We start from the raw sequence: 18,859 nt of genomic DNA on the forward strand, positions 1-18,859 counted from the left end.
CCGGAGCCTACTGCCCGTTCTCGCGCTGCGCGCAACGGCCGACAGTCGGCCACCGGCGCGGACGTTGCGCGGTACGCGGTATTTCATCTAGCGTTGAGTTCAACAGATGATGAGTTTCCGTGGAGGTGCGTGATGGACGATGCGATAGCCGTCCGAGACCTGGTCGTCGACCGGGGTGGGCGGCGGGTGCTGGACGGCATCAGCTGCCGGGTCCCGCGCGGCGCGGTGACCGGGCTGCTCGGCCCCAGCGGCAGCGGCAAGACCACGTTCATGCGCGCGGTGGTGGGGGTGCAGCTGGTCGGTGGCGGGACGGTCACCGTGCTCGGTCAACCGGCGGGCACCCCCGCGCTGCGGCACCGGGTGGGCTACCTGACCCAGGCACCGAGCGTCTATGCCGACCTGACCGTCCGGGAGAACGCCCGCTACTTCGCGGCCCTGTACGGGCGAGGGCGCGTCGAGGCCGACCGGGCGATCAGCGACGTCGGGCTGGCCGAGGCCGCCGGGCAGCTGGTCGGCACCCTGTCCGGCGGTCAACGCAGCCGAGCCTCGCTGGCGTGCGCCCTGGTCGGGGAGCCCGAGCTGGTCATCCTCGACGAGCCGACCGTCGGCCAGGACCCGGTGCTGCGGGCCGACCTGTGGGCGCGGTTCCACGCGATGGCCGCGGCCGGCACCACCCTGCTGGTCTCCAGCCACGTGATGGACGAGGCGGCGCGCTGCGACCAACTGCTGCTGATCCGCCAGGGGCGGCTGATCGCCGACGACAGCCCGGCCGCGGTCCGCGCCGCAGCCGGAGTGGACGACCTCGACGAGGCGTTCCTGCGGCTCATCCGGGCCGGCGAGGCCGCCGCCACCAGCACCGACGCGACAGCCGCACGGGAGACAGCATGAACCCGCGAATCCTCGCCGCCACCACCGGCCGCATCCTGCGTCAGCTCCGGCACGACCGGCGGACCATCGCGCTGCTCGTGGTGGTGCCGGCCGTCCTGCTCACCCTGGTCTACTTCATGTACGCCGACCAGCCGACCCCACCCGGGCAGCCGAGCACCTTCGACCGGATCGCGCTGGTGATGCTCGGCATCTTCCCCTTCGTGATCATGTTTCTGGTGACCAGCATCGCCATGCTGCGGGAACGCACCTCGGGCACGCTGGAGCGGCTGCTCACCACCCCGCTGGGCAAGCTCGATCTGCTCTTCGGGTACGGCATCGCGTTCGGGTTGGCCGCCGCCGTGCAGGCCGCCGTCGCCGCCGCCGTGGCGTACTGGATCTTCGATCTGGACACCGCCGGCAGCATCGGGCTGGTGCTCGGGATCGCCGTGCTCGACGCCGTGCTCGGCGTCGCCCTCGGGCTGCTGTGCAGTGCTTTCGCGCGCACCGAGTTCCAGGCAGTACAGTTCCTGCCAGTCGTGGTGATCCCCCAACTGCTGCTCTGCGGGCTGTTCGTGGCCCGCGACCAGATGGCCGGCTGGCTCCAGGCGCTCAGTGACGCCTTCCCCCTGTCGTACGCCATCGAGGCGTTGCAGGAGGTCGGCGCCCACGCCGAACCGACCGGCCGGATGTGGCGCGACGTCGCTGTGGTGTTCGGTGCGGTGGTGCTGGCGCTGGTGCTCGCGGCGGCCACCCTGCGCCGACGCAGCGGCTGACGTCCGTGCCGGGGCCGGCCGCCAGTGCGGCAGCCGACCCCGGCGCGGGGCGGGCCGGGCCACGACGGGCCAGGCGGACGAACGAAGGGCGGCGATGACGCGGCGAACCGGCCGGCGACCCGGCAATCCGGGCACCCGGGAGGCGATTCTCGACGCGGCGCGGACGGCGTTCGCCGAACGTGGCTTCGACGCTGCGTCGATCCGGGCCATCGCCGGCACGGCGCAGGTCGACCCGGCGCTGGTGCACCACTACTTCGGCAGCAAGGACCAGCTCTTCCTGGCCGCGATGAACTTCCCGGTCGACCCCGGTCAGCTGGTGCCGCAGGTGCTCGCCGGTGACCGGGACGCCGTCGGTGAACGCATGGTGCGGATCTTCCTCGGCGTCTGGGACTCTCCGGCCGGCAGCGCCGGGGTGGCCCTGCTGCGCTCGGCGGTCAGCAACGAGTGGACCGCGCGGCTGCTCCGCGAGTTCATCACCACGCAGGTGCTGCGCCGGGTGCTCGAAAACTTCGACGTCGACCCGGCCGAACTACCGCTGCGGGGCTCCCTGGTGGCCACCCAGATGATCGGCCTGGCCATGATGCGGCACGTGGTGCGCCTGGAGCCGGTCGCCTCAGCGGACCCGGAAGTGCTGGCCGCCGCGGTCGGTCCGACCATTCAGCGTTACCTCGCCGGTCCGCTGCCGGGCTGACCCCAACCCCGCCCACCCCTCGCGATCTTGCACTTTCTGTCCCGACCCAAGGGCCCGCCCGTGGTTTCCAGACCACAACAACGGTAAGCAGTTGATCTAGGCGCTAACCTTGGTGACTTCCTCCAGCTGACGGTCGCCGGACAGTCACCTCGCTTCCCGTGATCCCGGTACGTGGGACGCGAGCACTAGCGGGCGCTGGATTGGCTGGTCAACGCCGAGTTGGTAGCGGCGGACCGCATTCATGTTTGATCTTGACTGGGACGCGAGGCCGCAGGCCACAGGCCACAGGCCACAGGCCACAGGCCACAGGCCACAGGCCACAACGATTACGAACTAAACGTTACATAGCAGATCAATACTGGACTTAATCGACTTATGTCGATATGTTGGCCTACCTGAGTAGCACGGGGTTCTCAGGCGTACACGCAGCGCTGACCCTCGCTTGCTGCATAGCCAGAGTTGCGGGGGAGGCGACGCTGCCAATGACGAACGAAGTAGACAAGGTGGAGTTCGAAAGATTTGTCCGCTCAATTCAACATTGGCTACGGCGTGAGGCTTATTACATCTGCGGCGACTGGTACGAGGCGGAGGATCTTGTTCAGGCGGCGCTACTCAAGGTGTACCAGCGCTGGAACCGGTTGGATCGGCGGACAGGACTCGGCGCCTACGCCCACCGTGTCGTGGTCCGCAACTTTCTGACAGAACGTCGTCGGCCGCGCTGGCGACACGAGAGCACCACAATGCCCATCACCGCAACGGATATCGTGCTGGCTCCTGCGTCGCATACTGCCGTCGATGATCGTTTATCCCTGTTGCCCATGCTGCAACGGCTAGGTCCGCGTCAGCGGGCCGTCCTCACCTTGCGCTTCTTCTGCGACCTCAGCGTCACGCAGACAGCACAGGCGCTCGGGTGCACGACGGGAACGGTGACCAGCCAGACCGCGCGAGCGCTCGAGGCACTGCGTCGCGATCTAGGAAGTCGACCGCCGCCGCGTGCAGCATGCGCCGCCCGACCTCGCGTGTAAGTAGCAGCGTGCATCAATGGTTAACGGAGGAGCCAGTCAATGAAGTTGCATCGCACACTCGCCACCGTGACCGCCGCACTAGTGGCCGGTCCGATGCTGATGGCGGTAGCGGCGCAAGCCGCGCCGGCAGGCGAAGAGAAGGCCTGGAGCCCGGCCCTGCTGTCCGCCGAGCCTCTGTACAGCGGCTCGGCCGTTCGCCTGCGCTACACCGAAGGGATCACCGTCGTCGCGTCCGCCGGCGCGAAGGTGATCTTCACGGGTTCCCTGTCTCCGACCACCACGCAGGACGGTCGGCGCGTTTACGACCGCGAGGTGCAGATCGTTGACCCACAGGGCGTAGGCCAGTCCTCGGCCGAGGCCGCCGCATACTCGGCTGCGGGCCGCAGCGTCTACGCCGACGCACTCGCTGCGGGATTCAGCCCTGCCGAGGCGTGGCGGGAGGCACAACCACAGGGCGTCGCACTCCTGGATGAGCCACCGATTGCGGCCTCCGGCTGTGTCTACAGCGAGACCAACTACCCGGACCCCGAATTCGAGTGGTCCGGCTGCTACAAGCTGTACAACGTGGATGATGCAGACGCCTCAGCTTGGTACGGGGCGGGCTCCGGGACAGCGCACGGCTGGGGCACCGGCGTGCTCGGCGGCGGCAAGGAACTATCGAAGGGATTCACCGAGATCACCTGGTCCGGTTCCGGCGCCGAGATTATCGAGGCATCACCGTCTGCCAACCAGAACGGGATCAACTGCGGCCAGTTCACCGTCGGTCTGAGCCAGGTCGTCGAACTCTCGTACCAGGTGCCGCTCTGCAACGACGGCTGGAACGTGACCTGGAACCAGACGGTCCACAAGGTGGAATGGCACGGCGGTAGCGCAGGCGGTTCCAACGACAGCCGCAGCGCGTCGGGTGCCAGCACGGTAAGGCTGCCGTGGAGCACTCCCACCGTGTACATGAACTACCGCATCGGCTGGCAATACGCCTGCTTCTGCTGACGTGACAACTTCGTCCCCGCGGCGGGCTATTGGTCGCCGCGGGGACATCTAGCCGGAATACTCAAGACATGCGCACTCGCATCATCGCGATCGTCGTAGCCGGACTGCTCGCCGTGCAGGGTTGTGCTGCCGGGCATCCCGCCTCCGCCGGGCATCCGCCGACCACAGGCCGCCCCGTATTGTTGGACGCGCGTATACCCGGCTGGGAGACCTCCGCCTGGTTGGCCGAGGGCGCGTTCTGTGTACGCGCGGCCCGCGCCGGAGGGAAGCACGAAAAAGGCAAGGAGAACGAGAGCGTCTTCTGCGACCCCGCGCCCTCGGCTCTGGACACCATCGGTCCACCGCTGCTGCCTGCCAAACCGCTGCCCTACCCCGCGCCGTTGGACCCACAATCGCGGGAGATCATTCTGGTTGGGGCCGTGCGCGGTGCTGTCACCAGCGTCTCCGTGACCATGTTCGACCAGACTGCCACGGCCGCTGTCCATCCGCTGCCCGCGACCGGCGGTCGCCAGGTCGGCGCGTATGCGGTCTGGCTTCCCCGCGGCGACGCCGAGCCCGACGGGATGAACCTCACCGATATCACCGCCGTTGTCGGCCGCGACACCACTGGCCAGATCGTGGCCCAACTCGACTGACAGTCTCATGTCCGAGTGCACTCTCGACGGGGCGGGGAGGGGTCAGCGCGGCGGGCGGGCGTCGGCCGTGAGGCGCAGCGGCGGCAGCAGCCGGGGCAGGTCGGCCGGGTCCGTTACCGGGCCGGGGAAGGCCAGCCGGACCCGACGCCGGGCGCCGGGTCGGCCGAGGGCCACCACCAGCCCGTAGCGGTCGATGCGCACCACCCGGGGCGGCCCGTCCGGCGCCTGCTCGGTCAGCCCGAGTTGCCGGCGCAGGTAATCGGCCACCTGGGCGCCGTGGCACTCGGCGAGGTCGGCGAGCAGGCGGGCCTCGACCGGGTGCACCGGGTCCGGCTCGGCCTCGGCGTACTCCACCGGGTCGATCCGGTGCACGACGCCGGCCCGCTCCCAGCGGACCTCGACCACCTCGAAGCGGACCAACCGGAACCGGGTGCCCAGGTCGAGCAGGTCGCCGGTCGGCTCCACCGCGGCGAAGTCGACAGCCGCCTGGCGGGCCTCGTCGCCGCGCAGCTCGGCCGCCCAGCCGGACACCCAGGCGCGACCCAGGCCGGGCGCGCCTGCGGCGGGCGGCAGGTCGAGCACGTCGAGGACCACCGCGACGTCGCTGCCCCCGGCGGCCGGTTGCAGGGCGGCGGCCAGGTGGCTGGCCACCGGCACCAGCAGCAGCACCCGCCCGTCCGAGTCGGTGACGTGCCGGGCGTGGTGCGGGCCCGGCCGGTGGGCCAGGTGCACGAGGCCGGGCAGGCGGCCGGCGACGAGGGTACGGACGATCTCGGCGGAGTTGGGCCGCATGGGCGCGACCTCCTTCAGAAGGTTAGGCTTACCTAACCCGGAGCCTAGAGCACCCACCCGTCGGCGTCCACCACATCGCCGCACCTCACCGGGTCTGCTCCAGCCAGGAGGCGTAGAGCAGGCCGTACACCGAGTCGGCGTCGCGGACCAACTCGTCGTGCGGGCCGCGCTGCACCACCCGACCCCGGTCCACCACGATCACCTCGTCGGCGGCCTGCGCCGTGGAGAGCCGGTGCGCGATCGCGAGGGTGGTCCGACCCCGGGTGACCGCGTCCAGCGTGCGTTGCAGCCGCACCTCCGTCGCCGGGTCCACCGCGCTGGTCGCCTCGTCGAGCACAAGCAGGTCCGGGTCGGCCACGTACGCGCGGGCCAACGCGACGAGCTGTCGCTCCCCGACGCTGAGCGCCTCGCCGCGCTCCCCGACCGGGGTGTCCAGACCCGCCGGCAGACCCTCCAGCCAGTCCGACAGGCCCAGCTCGGTGAAGGCGGCCCTCAGCTGCTCGTCGGTCAACTCCGGCCGGGCGAACCGGACGTTGTCTCCCACTGTGGCGTCGAAGAGGAACCCGTCCTGCGGCACCATCACCACGCGGGAGCGCAGCGAGCCGAACCGGACATCCGTCAGCGGCACCCCGGACAGCAGCACCGCCCCGTCCGACGGGTCCATCAGCCGGGTCAGCAACTTGGCGAAGGTGGTCTTGCCGCTGCCGGTCTCGCCGACCACCGCCACCCGGCTCTTCGCCGGGATCTCCAGGTCGATGTCGTGCAGCACCGGCGGACCACCCGGATAGGCGAACCGCACCCCGGCGAACCGGATGTCCAGCGGCCCACCCGGCAACTCCCGCCCCTGCTCCCCCGGGTCGGCCACGTCCGGAGCGACGTCCAGCACGTCCAGCACCCGACGCCAGCCGGCGATCGCGTTCTGCGCCTCGTTGAGCACCTCGGTGGCGATCTGCACCGGCTGGATGAAGAGCGTCACCAGGAAGAGGAACGCGGTCAACTGGCCGATCGACAGCGTGCCGTCCACCCCCAACAGCACGCCGAGGACCACCACGCCGGCCAGCGCCACCCCCGCCGCCAGCTCCCCGACCGAGCTGCCCACGATGCTGATCCGGATCGCCCGCTGCTGCGCCAGCCGCTGCCTGTCGATCGCCTCGTCCAGCCGCCGCTCGGTGCGCCCGGCGATGCCGTACGCCCTGATCACCGGCGCGCCCACCACACTCTCGCCGATCGCGCCCAGCAACGTGCCGGTGCGTTGGCGCACCGTCGCGTACGCGCTGCCGAGGCGGCGCTGCAACTGCCGGATGACGAACACCGCCGGCAGGAACGCGGCCAACACCACAACTGTCAACTGCCAGGAGTACGCCAGCATGACGGCGGTGGTGACCACCAGCTGACCGAGGTTGACCAGCAGGATCACCCCGCCCCACTGGAGGAACTGGGTGATCTGGTCCACGTCGCTGGTCACCCGCGAGACCAGCGAACCCCGCCGCTCCGACTGCTGGTGCAACATCGACAGGTCGTGCACGTGCCGGAAGGCCCGGGTCCGGACGTTGGCCAGCGCCGTCTCGCTGACCGTGAACAGCCGGCGCATCATCAGGTAGCCGCAGAGCGTGGTGATCGTCAGGATCGCCGCGGTGATCGCCACCACCGTCCAGACCACGTTCAGATTCAGACCGCCGACGAGGCCCCTGTCGATGCCCTGCTGCACGGCGACCGGCACGGCGACCCGACCGACCATGTAGACCAACGCCAGGCCCAGCGTGCCGACCAGGCCGATCCGTAGCTCCGGCGAGAGCGCCAGGCCCCGACGCAGGGTCTGCCAGGTGGTCTCCTCCCGCGCCTCCTGCGTGTCACTCGTTTCCGTAGCCGCGCTCACCGGGCCCGCCTTTCGTTCGCGACTGCGGGGCTCCGCTGCGCTGCACTCCTCGCGCTCACCGATCCACCTCGATTTCCAGGCCCGACGGCAGCGGCGCCACGTCGTCGCCGTACGAACTCTCCTGCGCACGCTCGACCTCGGCCTGCTCGTAGGCGGTGACCAGGTCGACGTAGCCGGGCACGGTGGCCAACAACTCGCTGTGGGTGCCCCGGGCGACCACCCGGCCCTGCTCCACGTAGATGACCTCGTCGGCGAGCGCGATGGTGGCCCGGCGGTACGCCACCACCAGGATCGACGCGGCCGGAACCCCCGCCGCCGCGGTCGACGACCGCAGCCCCGCCAGGATGGCCGCCTCCACTCGAGGATCGACAGCGCTGGTCGCGTCGTCGAGCACCAGCAGGCGCGGTCGACCGGCCAGCGCGCGGGCCAGGGTGAGCCGCTGGCGCTGACCGCCGGAGAGCGAGGTGCCCCGCTCGCCGACCATGGTGTCCAAGCCGTCGGGCAGCGCGGCGACGAAACCGTCCGCCTCGGCCAGCCGCAGCGCCGCCCAGACCACCTCGTCGTCGACACCGGGCCGGTCGAGGGCGATGTTGGCGCGGACCGTGTCGTCGAAGATGAAGGGCACCTGGGCGACCAGGGCCACAGTGCCGGCCAGCGACGCGGAGGTCAGCTCGCGCACGTCCACGCCGTCCAGGCACACGGTGCCGGAGTCCGGGTCGACGAGGCGCACCGCCAGCGACGCGATGGTGGACTTGCCGGCGCCGGTGGGCCCCACCAGGGCCACCGTCCGACCGGCGGGCACCGTGAAGCCGACCTCGCCGAGGACCTGCGCGCCGGGCGGGTGTGCTTCGGCCGGCGGGTAGGAGTAGTGCACGTCGTCGAAGGTGAGGGTGGCCGGACCGGCGCCGGCCCTATCGAGCACCCGCTGCCCGTACGGCATCTCGCCGGTGGCGTCGAGCACCCGGCGCACCCGGTCCCAGCCGGCGACGCTGCGTGGCAGCTCGGCCAGCACCCAGCCGATGGCCCGCACCGGAAAGGCCAGCACTGTGAAGAGGAAGGCCACGCTGACCAGTTCGGTCACGCTGATCGCGCCCTGGCGCAGCCGGAACGCCCCGACCACCAGTACGGCGAGGGTGCCGAGGCTGGGCAGCGTCTCCAGCAGCGGGTCGAAGATGCCGCGCAGCCGGCCGACAGCGATCAGCGAGTCGCGCAACTCACCGGCGCGGCCCGCGAACCGGGCGGTCTCCTGGGCCTCGCGGCCCATCGTCTTGACCACTAGGGCGCCGTCGAAGCTCTCGTGGGCGATCCCGCTGACCTCGGCGCGCAGGCGCTGCGCCCGGGCCTGCCGGGGGGCCATCCGGCGGGAGTAGACGACGTTGAGCGCGAACAGCGCGGGGAAGACCGCGAGGCCGACCAGGGCGAGCGCCCAGTCGGTGGCGAAGAGCGACACGATCGCGCCGACCAGCATCACCAACGTGCCGACGGCGAACGGCAGCGGCGCGATCGGATACCAGGCCGCCTCCACGTCGGAGTTGGCGTTGGACAGCAGGGTGCCGGTGGAGTTGCGGTGGTGCCAGGACAGCGGCAGCTCCAGGTACCGGCGGGTGACCCTGCGGCGGTAGGAGGCCTGGAGTCGGTACTGCATGTAGCCGGCGCCGAGCCGGCGGCCGAAGATGCCCGCCACCCGCAGCACGCTGATCCCGAACAACGCGGTAGCGGCCAGTGCCAGGGTGCCGGCGCCCACCTCGCCGCGTTCGATGGCCGGAAGCGCCACCTCACCGATGACCGACCCGACGACCCGGGCGCTGACAATGATCATCCCGCCGAAGAGCACGCTGCCGACGACCGCCACCGAGAAGATCCGTGGCTGCTCACGGATCGCCTGTCGCAGGACGCCCAGCCCTCGACTGAGAACGTCCCGACTTGTCTTGCTCGCCACGCTCTCCCCCGCCGTAAGCCGCAATTATCTCCCTCATCCTTACCGGTCAGGGCCAGCACCGCCGACCCTGACCGGATATGTCGACCGTCACGTACCGGACGTCGGCGTACCGTCGGCGCCGACCGGCGTCCGCTGTCGCGCGCCGACGGGCCACCGGGCCTACGATCGGGCCATGCCGCGGTACGCCCGAGCCGAGCGCGAGGCGCTGGCCGATCTTCTCCTGGCCCTCGGGCCGTCCGCCCCGACGATCAACGAAGGCTGGGCGACCCGTGACCTGGCCGCGCATCTGGTGCTGCGGGAGCGCCGTCCGGACGCGGCGGGCGGGATCGTGCTGCCGCCGCTGCGCGGCTACGCCGAGCGGGTCCGTCGGCGACTCGCCGCAGGGCCCTATCCCGACCTGGTGGCGCAGGTGCGGCGACCGCCGCTGTGGAGCCCGATCAGCAACCCGGTGACCGACGAGTTGGCCAACACGATGGAGTTCTTCATCCACCACGAGGACGTCCGGCGGGCCGGCTCCGGGTGGCAGCCGCGCGATCTGCCCGTCGGCCTGCAGAGCGCGCTCTGGAAGCGGGCCGCTCCGATGGCCCGGCTGGCACTGCGCCGCTTTCCGGCGGACCTCTACGTGCAGGCGCCCGGCCATGGTGAGGTCTCCGTCGGTCGCGGTGGTGAGCCGCTGCGCCTGGTCGGCGCCCCGGCGGAGTTGGTGCTGTTCTTCTCCGGCCGGCAACGGGTCGCCCGGGTCCAACTCAACGGTTCGGCGGAGGCGGCTCGGCGACTGCGCGCCGCCAACCTGGGCATGTGACTGTTTGTGCATAAACGGTCACGGGATAACTGTAGAAATTCCACACCCAGCGACACACATTGATACTTCCTCCCGTACGCTTCACCGCGCCGCTCCGCGCCGAGCGGCACGGAGTGGGGGCACATTGTGCGGGACTTCGCGATTTCGGCGCTGCGGGAACCCCCGTTTCCCACCGGGCGCCATGGGGCCACGGACCAGGTGGCGAGTGAGAGCATCGACTGGGCCGGCACGTTCGGGCTGGTCGATTCCAGCCAACGTGTGCGTCGGCTGGAACGGGCTGACGCCGCCGGGCTGGCCGGCCGCGCCTGCCCGGACGGCTCGGTGGAGGGCCTGCGTCTGCTCACCGACCTGATCAGCTGGCTCTTCGTGATGGACGACGCCTGCGACGAGGACGGCCTCGGCGCCGACCCGACCCGACTGGGCCCGGCGATCAGCACCCTGCTCGACGTGCTGGACCGGTGCGGTGACCCGGACGCCGCACCGCCCGCCGTCGGGCCACTGGGCGACGCGTTGCACGACCTCTGCCGCCGGACCCGACTGCACGCTCACGCCGGACTGCTGCTGCGGTTCGTCAGCCAGATGCGGGAGTACCTGTTGGCGCTGCTCTGGGAGGCGGCCAACCGGGAGCGTCGGCGCGTGCCCGAGGTGGCGGAGTACGTGCAGCTGCGCCGGCACATCGGCGGGGTGCACCCCTGCCTCACCCTGACCGACCTGGCGTCGACGCGGCCCTCGGGGCCAGTCCAGCGGGCCGACCCCGGGCTGGTCGCCCTGGACCTGCTGGCGGTGGACCTGGTCTGCTGGTGCAACGACCTCTTCTCCTACGGCAAGGAGAGCCAGGCCGACCCGGACGCGCACAACCTGGTCACTGTGATCGCCCAGGCCAGCAACGCCGACGAGGCGACCGCGCTCCGGAGTGCGGCGCACCGGTTCAACCAGGGGCTGGCGACGTACCTGGACGCGGAGGAGGTGCTCCGCGCCGCCGGCGACGACGGGATGCGCGACGTGTTGGCCACTCGGCGCAACTGGGTCCGGGCCACCTACGACTGGTCGGTGGTGGCCGCCCGGTACGCCTGATCGGCCGTACCGGTTGATGGGATGGGACGGCCGGACGATCACCAGGACTAGCCGATGCACGGTGCCACGCAATACTCTTCGGTAACCATCATGACGTGACGACCGTCACGCCACCACCCCCGAAGGCGGCTACAGCGATGGCTCTCGATGTACCGTACCGCTCCATCCCGGACATGTTCCTCAAGCGCGTGGCGGCCACCCCCGACCGGAACGCGTTCGCGTCCCCGAACCCTGACGACTCGGGGCCCGTCTGGCTGACCTGGGCGCAGGTCGGCCAGCGCGCCAAGGCGGTCGCCGCCGGCCTGCACGGCCTGGGCGTCGGCCAGGAGGACCCGGTCGCGATCCTCGCCAACACCCGGCTGGAGTGGGTGATCGCCGACCTCGGCATCATGTGCGCCGGCGGCGCGACCACCACCGTCTACCCGACCACCGAGCCGGCGGACGCGACGTACATCATCGCCGACTCCGGGTCGAAGGTGCTGTTCGCGGAGAACCCGGCCCAGGCGGCGAAGATCGCCGGGGCGACAGTGCCCGCGCTCACCCATGTGGTGCTCCTCGACGGCGCGGTCGACCCGACCGCCGCGATCACGCAGTTGACGCTCGCCGACCTGGAGGAGCGCGGCGTCCAGGCGCTGGCCGCCGAGCCGGAGCTGATCGACATGCTGGTGGCGGGCATCGGCCCGGACCACCTGGCCACCCTTATCTACACCTCCGGCACCACCGGCCAACCCAAGGGCGTCGAGCTGCTGCACGGCGGCTGGTGCTGGGAGGCCGTGGCGCAGGCGGAGGTCGGGCTGCTGCGCGACGACGACCTGCAGTACCTGTGGCTGCCGCTGGCCCACTCGTTCGGCAAGACCCTGCTGTGCGGCGCCATCCACGTCGGCCTGCCCACCTACGTCGACGGGCGGGTGGACAAGCTGGTCGACCTCCTCTCGGTCATCCGTCCGACCCTGATGTGCGGCGCCCCCCGCGTCTTCGAGAAGGTCTACAACAAGGCCGTGACCACCGCGCAGGGCGCTGGGGGCGCGAAGGCGAAGATCTTCGGCTGGGCCGTCGGCGTCGGCAAGGAGAAGGTCACCCTGGAGCAGGCCGGCAAGCCGGTGCCGGCCGGGCTGAAGCTGCGCTACGGGCTGGCCGAGAAGCTGGTGTTCAGCAAGCTCCAGGCCCGGCTGGGCGGTCGGATGCGGGTGCTGGTGTCCGGCGCGGCACCGCTCAGCCCGGAGATCGCCACCTTCTTCGCCGCCGCGAACCTGCCGATCTCCGAGGGCTACGGCCTGACCGAGACCAGCGCCGGCAACTTCGTCAACCCCCCGGCCGGTCTGCGGATCGGCACCGTGGGCCGGGCGATGGGCGACCTGGAGTGCAAGATCGACACCGACGGGGAGATCCTGGTGCGGGGTCGGCCGGTGATGCGTGGCTACCACAACCTGCCGGAGGAGACCGCCGCCTCGTTCACCGAGGACGGCTTCTTCCGTACCGGTGACATCGGCACCCTCGACGGGCAGGGCTACCTGCGCATCACCGACCGCAAGAAGGACCTGGTCAAGACCTCGGGCGGCAAGTACATCGCGCCGTCGCACATCGAGGGCATGTTCAAGGCCATCTGCCCGTACACCTCGCAGGCGGTCGTCGTCGGCCAGGCGCGCAACTTCTGCACGATGCTGGTCACCCTCGACCCGGACGCGATCCGGGGCTGGGTCGCCGGCGGCCCCCTCGAAGGGCGCAGCTACACCGAGATCGTCGCGTCGGCTGAGGCCCAGACGATGGTCGAGGAGTACGTCGCCCAGCTCAACGCCAAGCTCAACCGCTGGGAGACGATCAAGAAGGTGGCCATCCTGCCGCGCGACCTGACGATCGAGGACGGCGAGATCACCCCGTCGTTGAAGATCAAGCGGCGTGGTGTGGAGAGCAACTTCGCCGCCGAGATCGACAAGATGTACGCCGGCACCCTCGCCGAACTCTGAGCCGACCGAGGGTCCCGTGCCGGCGAGGAGGCCGGCACGGGGCCCTCACAGGTGGTGACCCCGCCACCTCGTGTGTTCCTCTTCCGCGGCGAGTTGCTCCTCGAACGCCATCTGCCGGACCCCGGCCCGGCGCCGCGAGTCGACGACCGTCTGCGCGGCCACGGCCAGCATCGTGGCCACTGCCAACATGCCCAACGCGATCAGCTCCGGCAGCGACCCGGCAACCGGCACCAGCGCGGCCAGCAGCAGGATCCCGCCGATGGTGGGCCAGCGGGGGGCGCCGAGCATCAGCCGGCCGAGCACGATGAGCGCGAGCAGGTAGAGCGCGACCCCACCGTAGAGCGCCAGCAGGTCGAAGCTCGGCAGCGGAACGCCCCAGCTCGGTGTGTTGGGATCGGCGCCTTCGTGGATCAACCCCTTGAGTCCGAGCGCGAACAGGATGACGCCGGCGATGACCGGCAGGTGCAGGTAGCTGTAGGCGTTCCGGGCCAGGGTGGCGCGCGCGTCCGGGTCGCGGGTGCGGTGCAGGGTCTGCTCCATGCCGAGCGCCAGTGTGTCGAAGTACGCCCACCACATCGCGGCGGCCACCGCGATGCCGAGAACCGCGGCGAAGAGCACCGGCCAGGTCAGCGGCAGATTGGCGGTGGCGCTGGGGCTGAACCCGAGCGCGATGATCGCCTCGCCGAGGGCGACCAGGACGATCTGGCCGTGCCGCTCCGCCCAGTGCCCGGCGGAGAGCACCGTCCACCCGGTGCCCCGCAGCGCCAGTCCGGCCCCGTACTCCACGCCGAGGGCCGCGAGCCAGCACAGCAGGCGGGCCACCGACTCGGCCGTACCGTCGAAGAGTCGCTGCGGCAGCAACCCGGCAACCACGATGAGGCTCGTGGCCACGAACGCCGGCAGGGCGAGCAGTTGCCAGCGTCGACGCACGTCGCGGTTCCGTCGGCCGATCCACAGGAAGATCACACTCTCGCTCACCCGGACCAGGAAGTAGCAGGTCGCGAAGACCAGCGGACCGAACAGCCCACCGGGACGGTCGACGAACGCCTTCGGCAGACTCAGCGCCAGCACGAAGGCGGCGGCGATGGTGACGAAGCCGACCGCCGGGACGATCCCCTGGTCGGTACGGATCAGGTTGCCCAGCACGGCGAACCCCGACCAGCACCACCAGAGCAGGGCCAGCAGCACCAGGCACTGGGCCAGGCCCCGGACAGTCAAATTGCCCGCGGTGGCCGTGGTGACGTGCAGGAAGGCGAACACGAAGACCAGGTCGTAGAAGAGTTCGAGCGGGGTCGCCCGCGAGCCCGGCGCACTGCGGCGGACCCCGCGTGTCCCGCCACCCTGGTCCACCAGGAGAGTCTGGCAGCCGAGCTGGGGCGAATGACATATTCCCGGCATAATGGTGCCGGCGGATGCCGGTGGTTGGTTCGGCGCTGGCTCAGGCGATGACGGCGGGCTCCCGCCACCGTTGGCGGCCGGCCCGGTCCAGGTCGTAGCGGATCGCCGCGATCCGCCCGACGGCCTCCACGAGGTCCGCCGCGGGCAGGGTGAACGGCAGCCGCAGGAAGCGCTCCAGGGTGCCGTCCAGGCCGAACCGGGGGCCGGGGGCCAGGCGTACGCCGACCTCCTCCGCGGCCCGGGCCAGCGCGCTCGAGACCGGGCCGTCCAACTCGGCCCAGAGCGTCACGCCGCCGCGTGGCACTGTGACCCGCCACTCCGGCAGTTGGTGCGCCAGCGCGCCGAGCAGGGCGTCCCGCTGGACGGACAACTGCACGCGGCGGTCGGCGACGATGGCCTCGGCGTCGGCGAGCAGGTGCACCGCGACCAGTTGGTCCAGCACCGGGCTGGCCATGTCGACCCCGACCCGCACGGCGGCCAGCCGCTGCACCTGCGGCGCGGACGCCCGCACCCAACCGATCCGCAGGCCACCCCAGTAGGGCTTGCTCATTCCGCCGATGCTGACCACCCGGCTGTGCCGGTCGTACGTGGCGACCGGGGGTGGCACCTCGGTGCCGTCCATCGACAGGTCCACGAAGGACTCGTCGATGATCAGATCGGTGCCGACCGCGTGCGCGGCGGCCACCACGCGCTCGCGCAGCGAGGCGGGCATCAGGTGCCCCGTCGGGTTCTGAAACTCCGGAATCAGGTAGGCCAGGTTGGGCCGGGTCTGTCGGAGACTGCCCAGCAGCAGGTCGGGCTCCCAGCCGGCGTCGGCGGCCAGACCGTGGGTGCTGATCCGGGCCCGCCGGCCGGCCAGCGCGGCGAGGGCGTTGGGGTAGGTCGGGGACTCGACCAGCACGGTGCCACCCGGTGCCAGGGCGAGCCGCAGCACCAGATCCAGTGCGTGCTGGGTGCCGCTGGTGACCATGATCTGGTCGGCCGAGGTGGGCAGACCCCGGGCGGTGTACGCCTCGGCCACCGCCTCGCGCAGCTCGATGATGCCGGTCGGGTGGTAACCGGCCCCGCTCAGGTAGCGGGGCAGGTCCTCGGTGGCCGCCCGTGCGGCCGACAGCAGTTGCGGCGGGGCGGCCAGCGCGGCGACGCCGAGGTCGAGCATCTCCCGGTCGTCCAGCGGGGTCCACAGGCCGGTGCTGGCCACCCGGTGGTTGCCGGGCAGCATGGTCCAGCTGCCGGCGCCCCGACGGCTGGCCAGGTGCCCGGTCTCGCGTAGCTCCCGGTAGGCGGCGGTGACAGTGGTCCGGCTGATCCGCAGCGCCTCGGCCAGCTCCCGTTCCGCCGGGAGGCGGACGCCCAATGGCAGCCGGCCGTCGGCGAGCAGCCCACGCACCGAGCCGGCCAGCGCGGCGTAGTCGGGGCTGCGTCGGCGGCCCGGCAGGGCGTGCCACTGCCCGAGCAGACGGGCCAATTGGACGCCGCGCACCTGCCCAGTCATAGCCACTCCTCGGATATTGGCTTCTTCCTCAACGAGGATTGGCACCTAGGGTGGCATGCATGGCACTGCTTGGCAATCTGCGGCACCGGCCGGTTCGACGGCTGGTCCAGCTCTACCTCGGGCTCGCGCTCTACGGCGTCAGCATGGCCCTGATGATCCGCTCCCACCTGGGCCTCGACCCGTGGGACGTGTTCCACCAGGGGCTCTCCGAGCTGACCGACCTCTCCTTCGGCACTGTCACCATCGGCGTCGGCGCGCTGGTCCTGCTGCTCTGGATCCCGCTGCGGCAGCGGCCCGGCCTCGGCACGGTCAGCAACGTCGTGGTGATCGGCCTGGTCGTGGACGCCACGGTGGCCCTGCTGCCCGCGGGTGGCCCACTCAGCGTCCGGATCGCGATGCTGGTCACCGGGATCGTCGCCAACGGTGCCGCCACCGCTCTCTACCTCGGCGCCCGGTTGGGGCCCGGCCCCCGTGACGGTCTGATGACCGGGTACGTGGCCCGCCGACCCGGCCGGTCGGTCCGGCTGGTGCGCACCGTCATCGAGGTCACCGTGCTGGCGCTGGGCTGGCTGCTCGGCGGCACGGTCGGCGTGGGCACCGTCGCGTACGCGCTGGCCATCGGTCCGTTGGCCCAGTTCTTCATCCCGCTGTTCGCCGTGCCGGAGGGCACCGCACCCGACAGCGCCGTGCCGGAGGGCACCGCACCCGACGGCGCCGCGACCCCGCCGGGTAACCCCGCGCCGGCCACCCCGGCCGGCTGAACCCTCACCGACCGTTTGCGAACCGGTACGTGGCGGTGGTGCCGCGCACCGGTTGGCGGGTGGGTGTTCCCTTCCGCGACGCGCGCCGTCATCATCTCTGCATGGGGGAGAACGGTTGGCGCTGGAACGACGCCTGGATCTTCGTGTCGCTCGTCATCGCGAGTGGGGCCGGACGGCACCGTCGGTCGGCGACGAGCCGGCGGCCGGAGGGCGTCCGCCTGACCGACGTGCTCTCCACCGCCGACCACCTCAACCACGCGATTCCGCAGCGACACGAGGTGGAGGCCGCGGTCCAGCGGTTGGTCGGCGCCGGGCTGGTCAGCGTCGCCGACGGCTGGTTCCGGATCACCGCCGAGGGCGAGCAACTGTGGCGGACCCGCCCGCGCGCGGGTGTGGCGACGATGGTGGACACCGTGCAGGGAGTGTTGACCCGCCGGCACGCGCCTGGCAGCGCCGACTGGATCCTGGACGAGGCCGACCACGCGGCCGCCGTTCAGGAGTACGCGGTCCGTTCGATCCCCAGCCCGCGCCGGTCACCGGAGGGGCACTCCGGCGAGCGCTGAGGGTTCAGCGCACCGGATGGCCGCCGAGGCGCAGCGCGTCCTTGACCTCGGCGACGGTCAGCTCGCCGAAGTGGAAGACGCTGGCGGCGAGCACCGCGTCCGCGCCGGCGCCGATCGCGGGTGGGAAGTGGGCCACCTCGCCGGCACCACCGCTGGCCACCACCGGCACGTCCACCACCGCTCGCACGGCGGCGATCAACTCCAGGTCGAAGCCCGCCTTGGTGCCGTCGGCGTCCATCGAGTTGAGCAGGATCTCCCCCGCGCCCAATTCGGCGCCCCGGTGCGCCCACCACACCGCGTCGATGCCGGTGCCACGTCGACCCCCGTGGGTGGTGACCTCGAAGCCACTGGGCGTGCCGCCGTTCGGCGAGCGCCGCACGTCGAGGGAGAGCACGAGCACCTGCCGGCCGAACCGGTCGGCGATCTCGGCGATCAGTTCCGGACGGGCGATGGCGGCGGTGTTCACGCCGACCTTGTCCGCGCCGGCACGCAGCAGCGTGTCCACGTCGGCGACCTGCCGGACCCCACCGCCGACGGTCAGCGGGATGAACACCGACTCGGCGGTGCGGCGCACCACGTCGAGCATGGTGCCCCGGTCGCTGGAGGACGCCGTGACGTCGAGGAAGGTCAGCTCGTCCGCGCCGGCCCGGTCGTAGGCGGCGGCCAACTCCACCGGGTCGCCGGCGTCGCGCAGGTCGAGGAAGTTGACCCCCTTGACCACCCGCCCGGCGTCCACGTCCAGACAGGGGATCACCCGTACCGCCACCGTCATGCCGCGAGCCTATCCTCCGCCCGCGGCACGGCGGTCGACCCGATCGGGTCGACCGCCGTGAACGAGGCCTGGGTCACACCTTGACGAGCATCTTGCCGAGGTTGTCGCCGCGCAGCACGCCGATGAACGCCTCCGGGGCGTTCTCGATGCCGTCCACGATCGTCTCGTCGTAGGACAGCGTGCCCTCGCGCAGCCAGCCGGCGACGTCGCTGACGAACGCCCCCCGCACGTCGTTGTGGTCGTTGACCAGGAAACCGCGCAGGGTGAGCCGCTTGCCGATGACCAGCGCCAGGTTGCGAGGTGCGGGCGACGGCTCGGTGGCGTTGTACTGCGAGATCATGCCGCAGATCGCGGCCCGGCCGTGCAGGTTCATGGCCGAGATCGCCGCCTCCAGGTGATCGCCGCCGACGTTGTCGAAGTAGACGTCGACACCGTCCGGGGC

General features: G+C 71.2%; 18 protein-coding genes. 11 read left to right on the forward strand and 7 right to left on the reverse strand.

From position 1 onward, the window contains the following. Positions 1–132 precede the first annotated feature (132 nt). The 6 genes from IW249_RS33970 to IW249_RS34685 all read left to right on the forward strand — a co-directional run bounded on the left by IW249_RS33970 (position 133) and on the right by IW249_RS34685 (position 4,981). A complete protein-coding gene (locus IW249_RS33970) occupies positions 133–888 on the forward strand; it encodes an ABC transporter ATP-binding protein (RefSeq protein ID WP_196924542.1) in 756 nt (251 codons plus the stop codon). After that, positions 885–1,640 carry an ABC transporter permease gene (locus IW249_RS33975; protein ID WP_196924543.1) on the forward strand — a complete coding sequence of 252 codons (756 nt, stop codon included), beginning with the start codon at positions 885–887 and terminating at the stop codon, positions 1,638–1,640. The genes IW249_RS33970 and IW249_RS33975 overlap by 4 nt, the downstream gene beginning before the upstream one ends. Before the next feature lie 94 nt (positions 1,641–1,734). Further along, the gene (locus tag IW249_RS33980; protein WP_196924545.1) at positions 1,735–2,331 is read left to right on the forward strand and encodes a TetR/AcrR family transcriptional regulator; all 597 of its coding nucleotides are present in this window, start codon (positions 1,735–1,737) and stop codon (positions 2,329–2,331) included. A gap of 482 nt (positions 2,332–2,813) precedes the next feature. Continuing rightward, a complete protein-coding gene (locus IW249_RS33985; RefSeq protein WP_196924547.1) occupies positions 2,814–3,356 on the forward strand; it encodes a SigE family RNA polymerase sigma factor in 543 nt (180 codons plus the stop codon). Between the two features lie 66 nt (positions 3,357–3,422). Then, positions 3,423–4,346, forward strand: a complete 924-nt coding sequence (locus IW249_RS33990; RefSeq protein ID WP_196924548.1) for a hypothetical protein — start codon at positions 3,423–3,425, stop codon at positions 4,344–4,346. 68 nt (positions 4,347–4,414) lie between these two features. Beyond that, positions 4,415–4,981 (forward strand): hypothetical protein, encoded by a 567-nt coding sequence (locus IW249_RS34685; RefSeq protein WP_231392769.1) that lies wholly within the window; start codon positions 4,415–4,417, stop codon positions 4,979–4,981. A gap of 42 nt (positions 4,982–5,023) precedes the next feature. Here the strand turns inward: IW249_RS34685 and IW249_RS34000 are convergent, their stop codons facing one another. The 3 genes from IW249_RS34000 to IW249_RS34010 form a co-directional block, all read right to left on the reverse strand. Then, complete coding sequence (locus tag IW249_RS34000) at positions 5,024–5,773, reverse strand: DUF2470 domain-containing protein (protein WP_196924549.1); 750 nt, start codon at positions 5,771–5,773, stop codon at positions 5,024–5,026. A gap of 85 nt (positions 5,774–5,858) precedes the next feature. Beyond that, complete coding sequence (locus tag IW249_RS34005) at positions 5,859–7,649, reverse strand: ABC transporter ATP-binding protein (RefSeq protein WP_196924550.1); 1,791 nt, start codon at positions 7,647–7,649, stop codon at positions 5,859–5,861. Positions 7,650–7,704: 55 nt separating this feature from the next. Then, positions 7,705–9,588 (reverse strand): ABC transporter ATP-binding protein, encoded by a 1,884-nt coding sequence (locus IW249_RS34010; RefSeq protein WP_196924551.1) that lies wholly within the window; start codon positions 9,586–9,588, stop codon positions 7,705–7,707. 172 nt (positions 9,589–9,760) lie between these two features. Between IW249_RS34010 and IW249_RS34015 the strand changes: the two genes are divergently transcribed. The 3 genes from IW249_RS34015 (at position 9,761) to IW249_RS34025 (ending at position 13,428) form a co-directional block, all read left to right on the forward strand. After that, positions 9,761–10,390, forward strand: coding sequence for a TIGR03085 family metal-binding protein (locus IW249_RS34015; RefSeq protein ID WP_196924552.1), 630 nt, complete (start codon positions 9,761–9,763; stop codon positions 10,388–10,390). Positions 10,391–10,588: 198 nt separating this feature from the next. Beyond that, a complete protein-coding gene (locus IW249_RS34020; RefSeq protein WP_307788802.1) occupies positions 10,589–11,464 on the forward strand; it encodes a terpene synthase family protein in 876 nt (291 codons plus the stop codon). Between the two features lie 137 nt (positions 11,465–11,601). Beyond that, positions 11,602–13,428 (forward strand): AMP-dependent synthetase/ligase, encoded by a 1,827-nt coding sequence (locus tag IW249_RS34025; RefSeq protein ID WP_196924554.1) that lies wholly within the window; start codon positions 11,602–11,604, stop codon positions 13,426–13,428. A 45-nt stretch (positions 13,429–13,473) separates the two neighbouring features. Here the strand turns inward: IW249_RS34025 and IW249_RS34030 are convergent, their stop codons facing one another. Continuing rightward, positions 13,474–14,778: a low temperature requirement protein A gene (locus IW249_RS34030; RefSeq protein WP_307788803.1), complete on the reverse strand. Its 1,305-nt coding sequence runs from the start codon at positions 14,776–14,778 to the stop codon at positions 13,474–13,476. Between the two features lie 88 nt (positions 14,779–14,866). After that, a complete protein-coding gene (gene yczR / locus IW249_RS34035; RefSeq protein WP_196924556.1) occupies positions 14,867–16,321 on the reverse strand; it encodes a MocR-like transcription factor YczR in 1,455 nt (484 codons plus the stop codon). A 59-nt stretch (positions 16,322–16,380) separates the two neighbouring features. Between yczR and yczE the strand changes: the two genes are divergently transcribed. After that, positions 16,381–17,082, forward strand: a complete 702-nt coding sequence (gene yczE / locus IW249_RS34040; RefSeq protein WP_196924557.1) for a membrane protein YczE — start codon at positions 16,381–16,383, stop codon at positions 17,080–17,082. A gap of 101 nt (positions 17,083–17,183) precedes the next feature. Continuing rightward, entirely contained in the window at positions 17,184–17,645 is a 462-nt protein-coding gene (locus tag IW249_RS34045) for a hypothetical protein (RefSeq protein ID WP_196924558.1), read from the forward strand. Positions 17,646–17,649: 4 nt separating this feature from the next. Here IW249_RS34045 and hisF read toward each other — a convergent pair whose 3' ends face one another. Both hisF and IW249_RS34055 read right to left on the reverse strand, forming a co-directional pair. After that, a complete protein-coding gene (hisF, locus tag IW249_RS34050; protein WP_112582731.1) occupies positions 17,650–18,417 on the reverse strand; it encodes an imidazole glycerol phosphate synthase subunit HisF in 768 nt (255 codons plus the stop codon). 73 nt (positions 18,418–18,490) lie between these two features. Further along, a partial coding sequence (locus IW249_RS34055; RefSeq protein ID WP_196924559.1) for a zinc-binding dehydrogenase occupies positions 18,491–18,859 on the reverse strand: 369 nt, incomplete at its 5' end.

This window comes from Micromonospora vinacea, assembly GCF_015751785.1.
Classification (GTDB): domain Bacteria; phylum Actinomycetota; class Actinomycetes; order Mycobacteriales; family Micromonosporaceae; genus Micromonospora; species Micromonospora vinacea.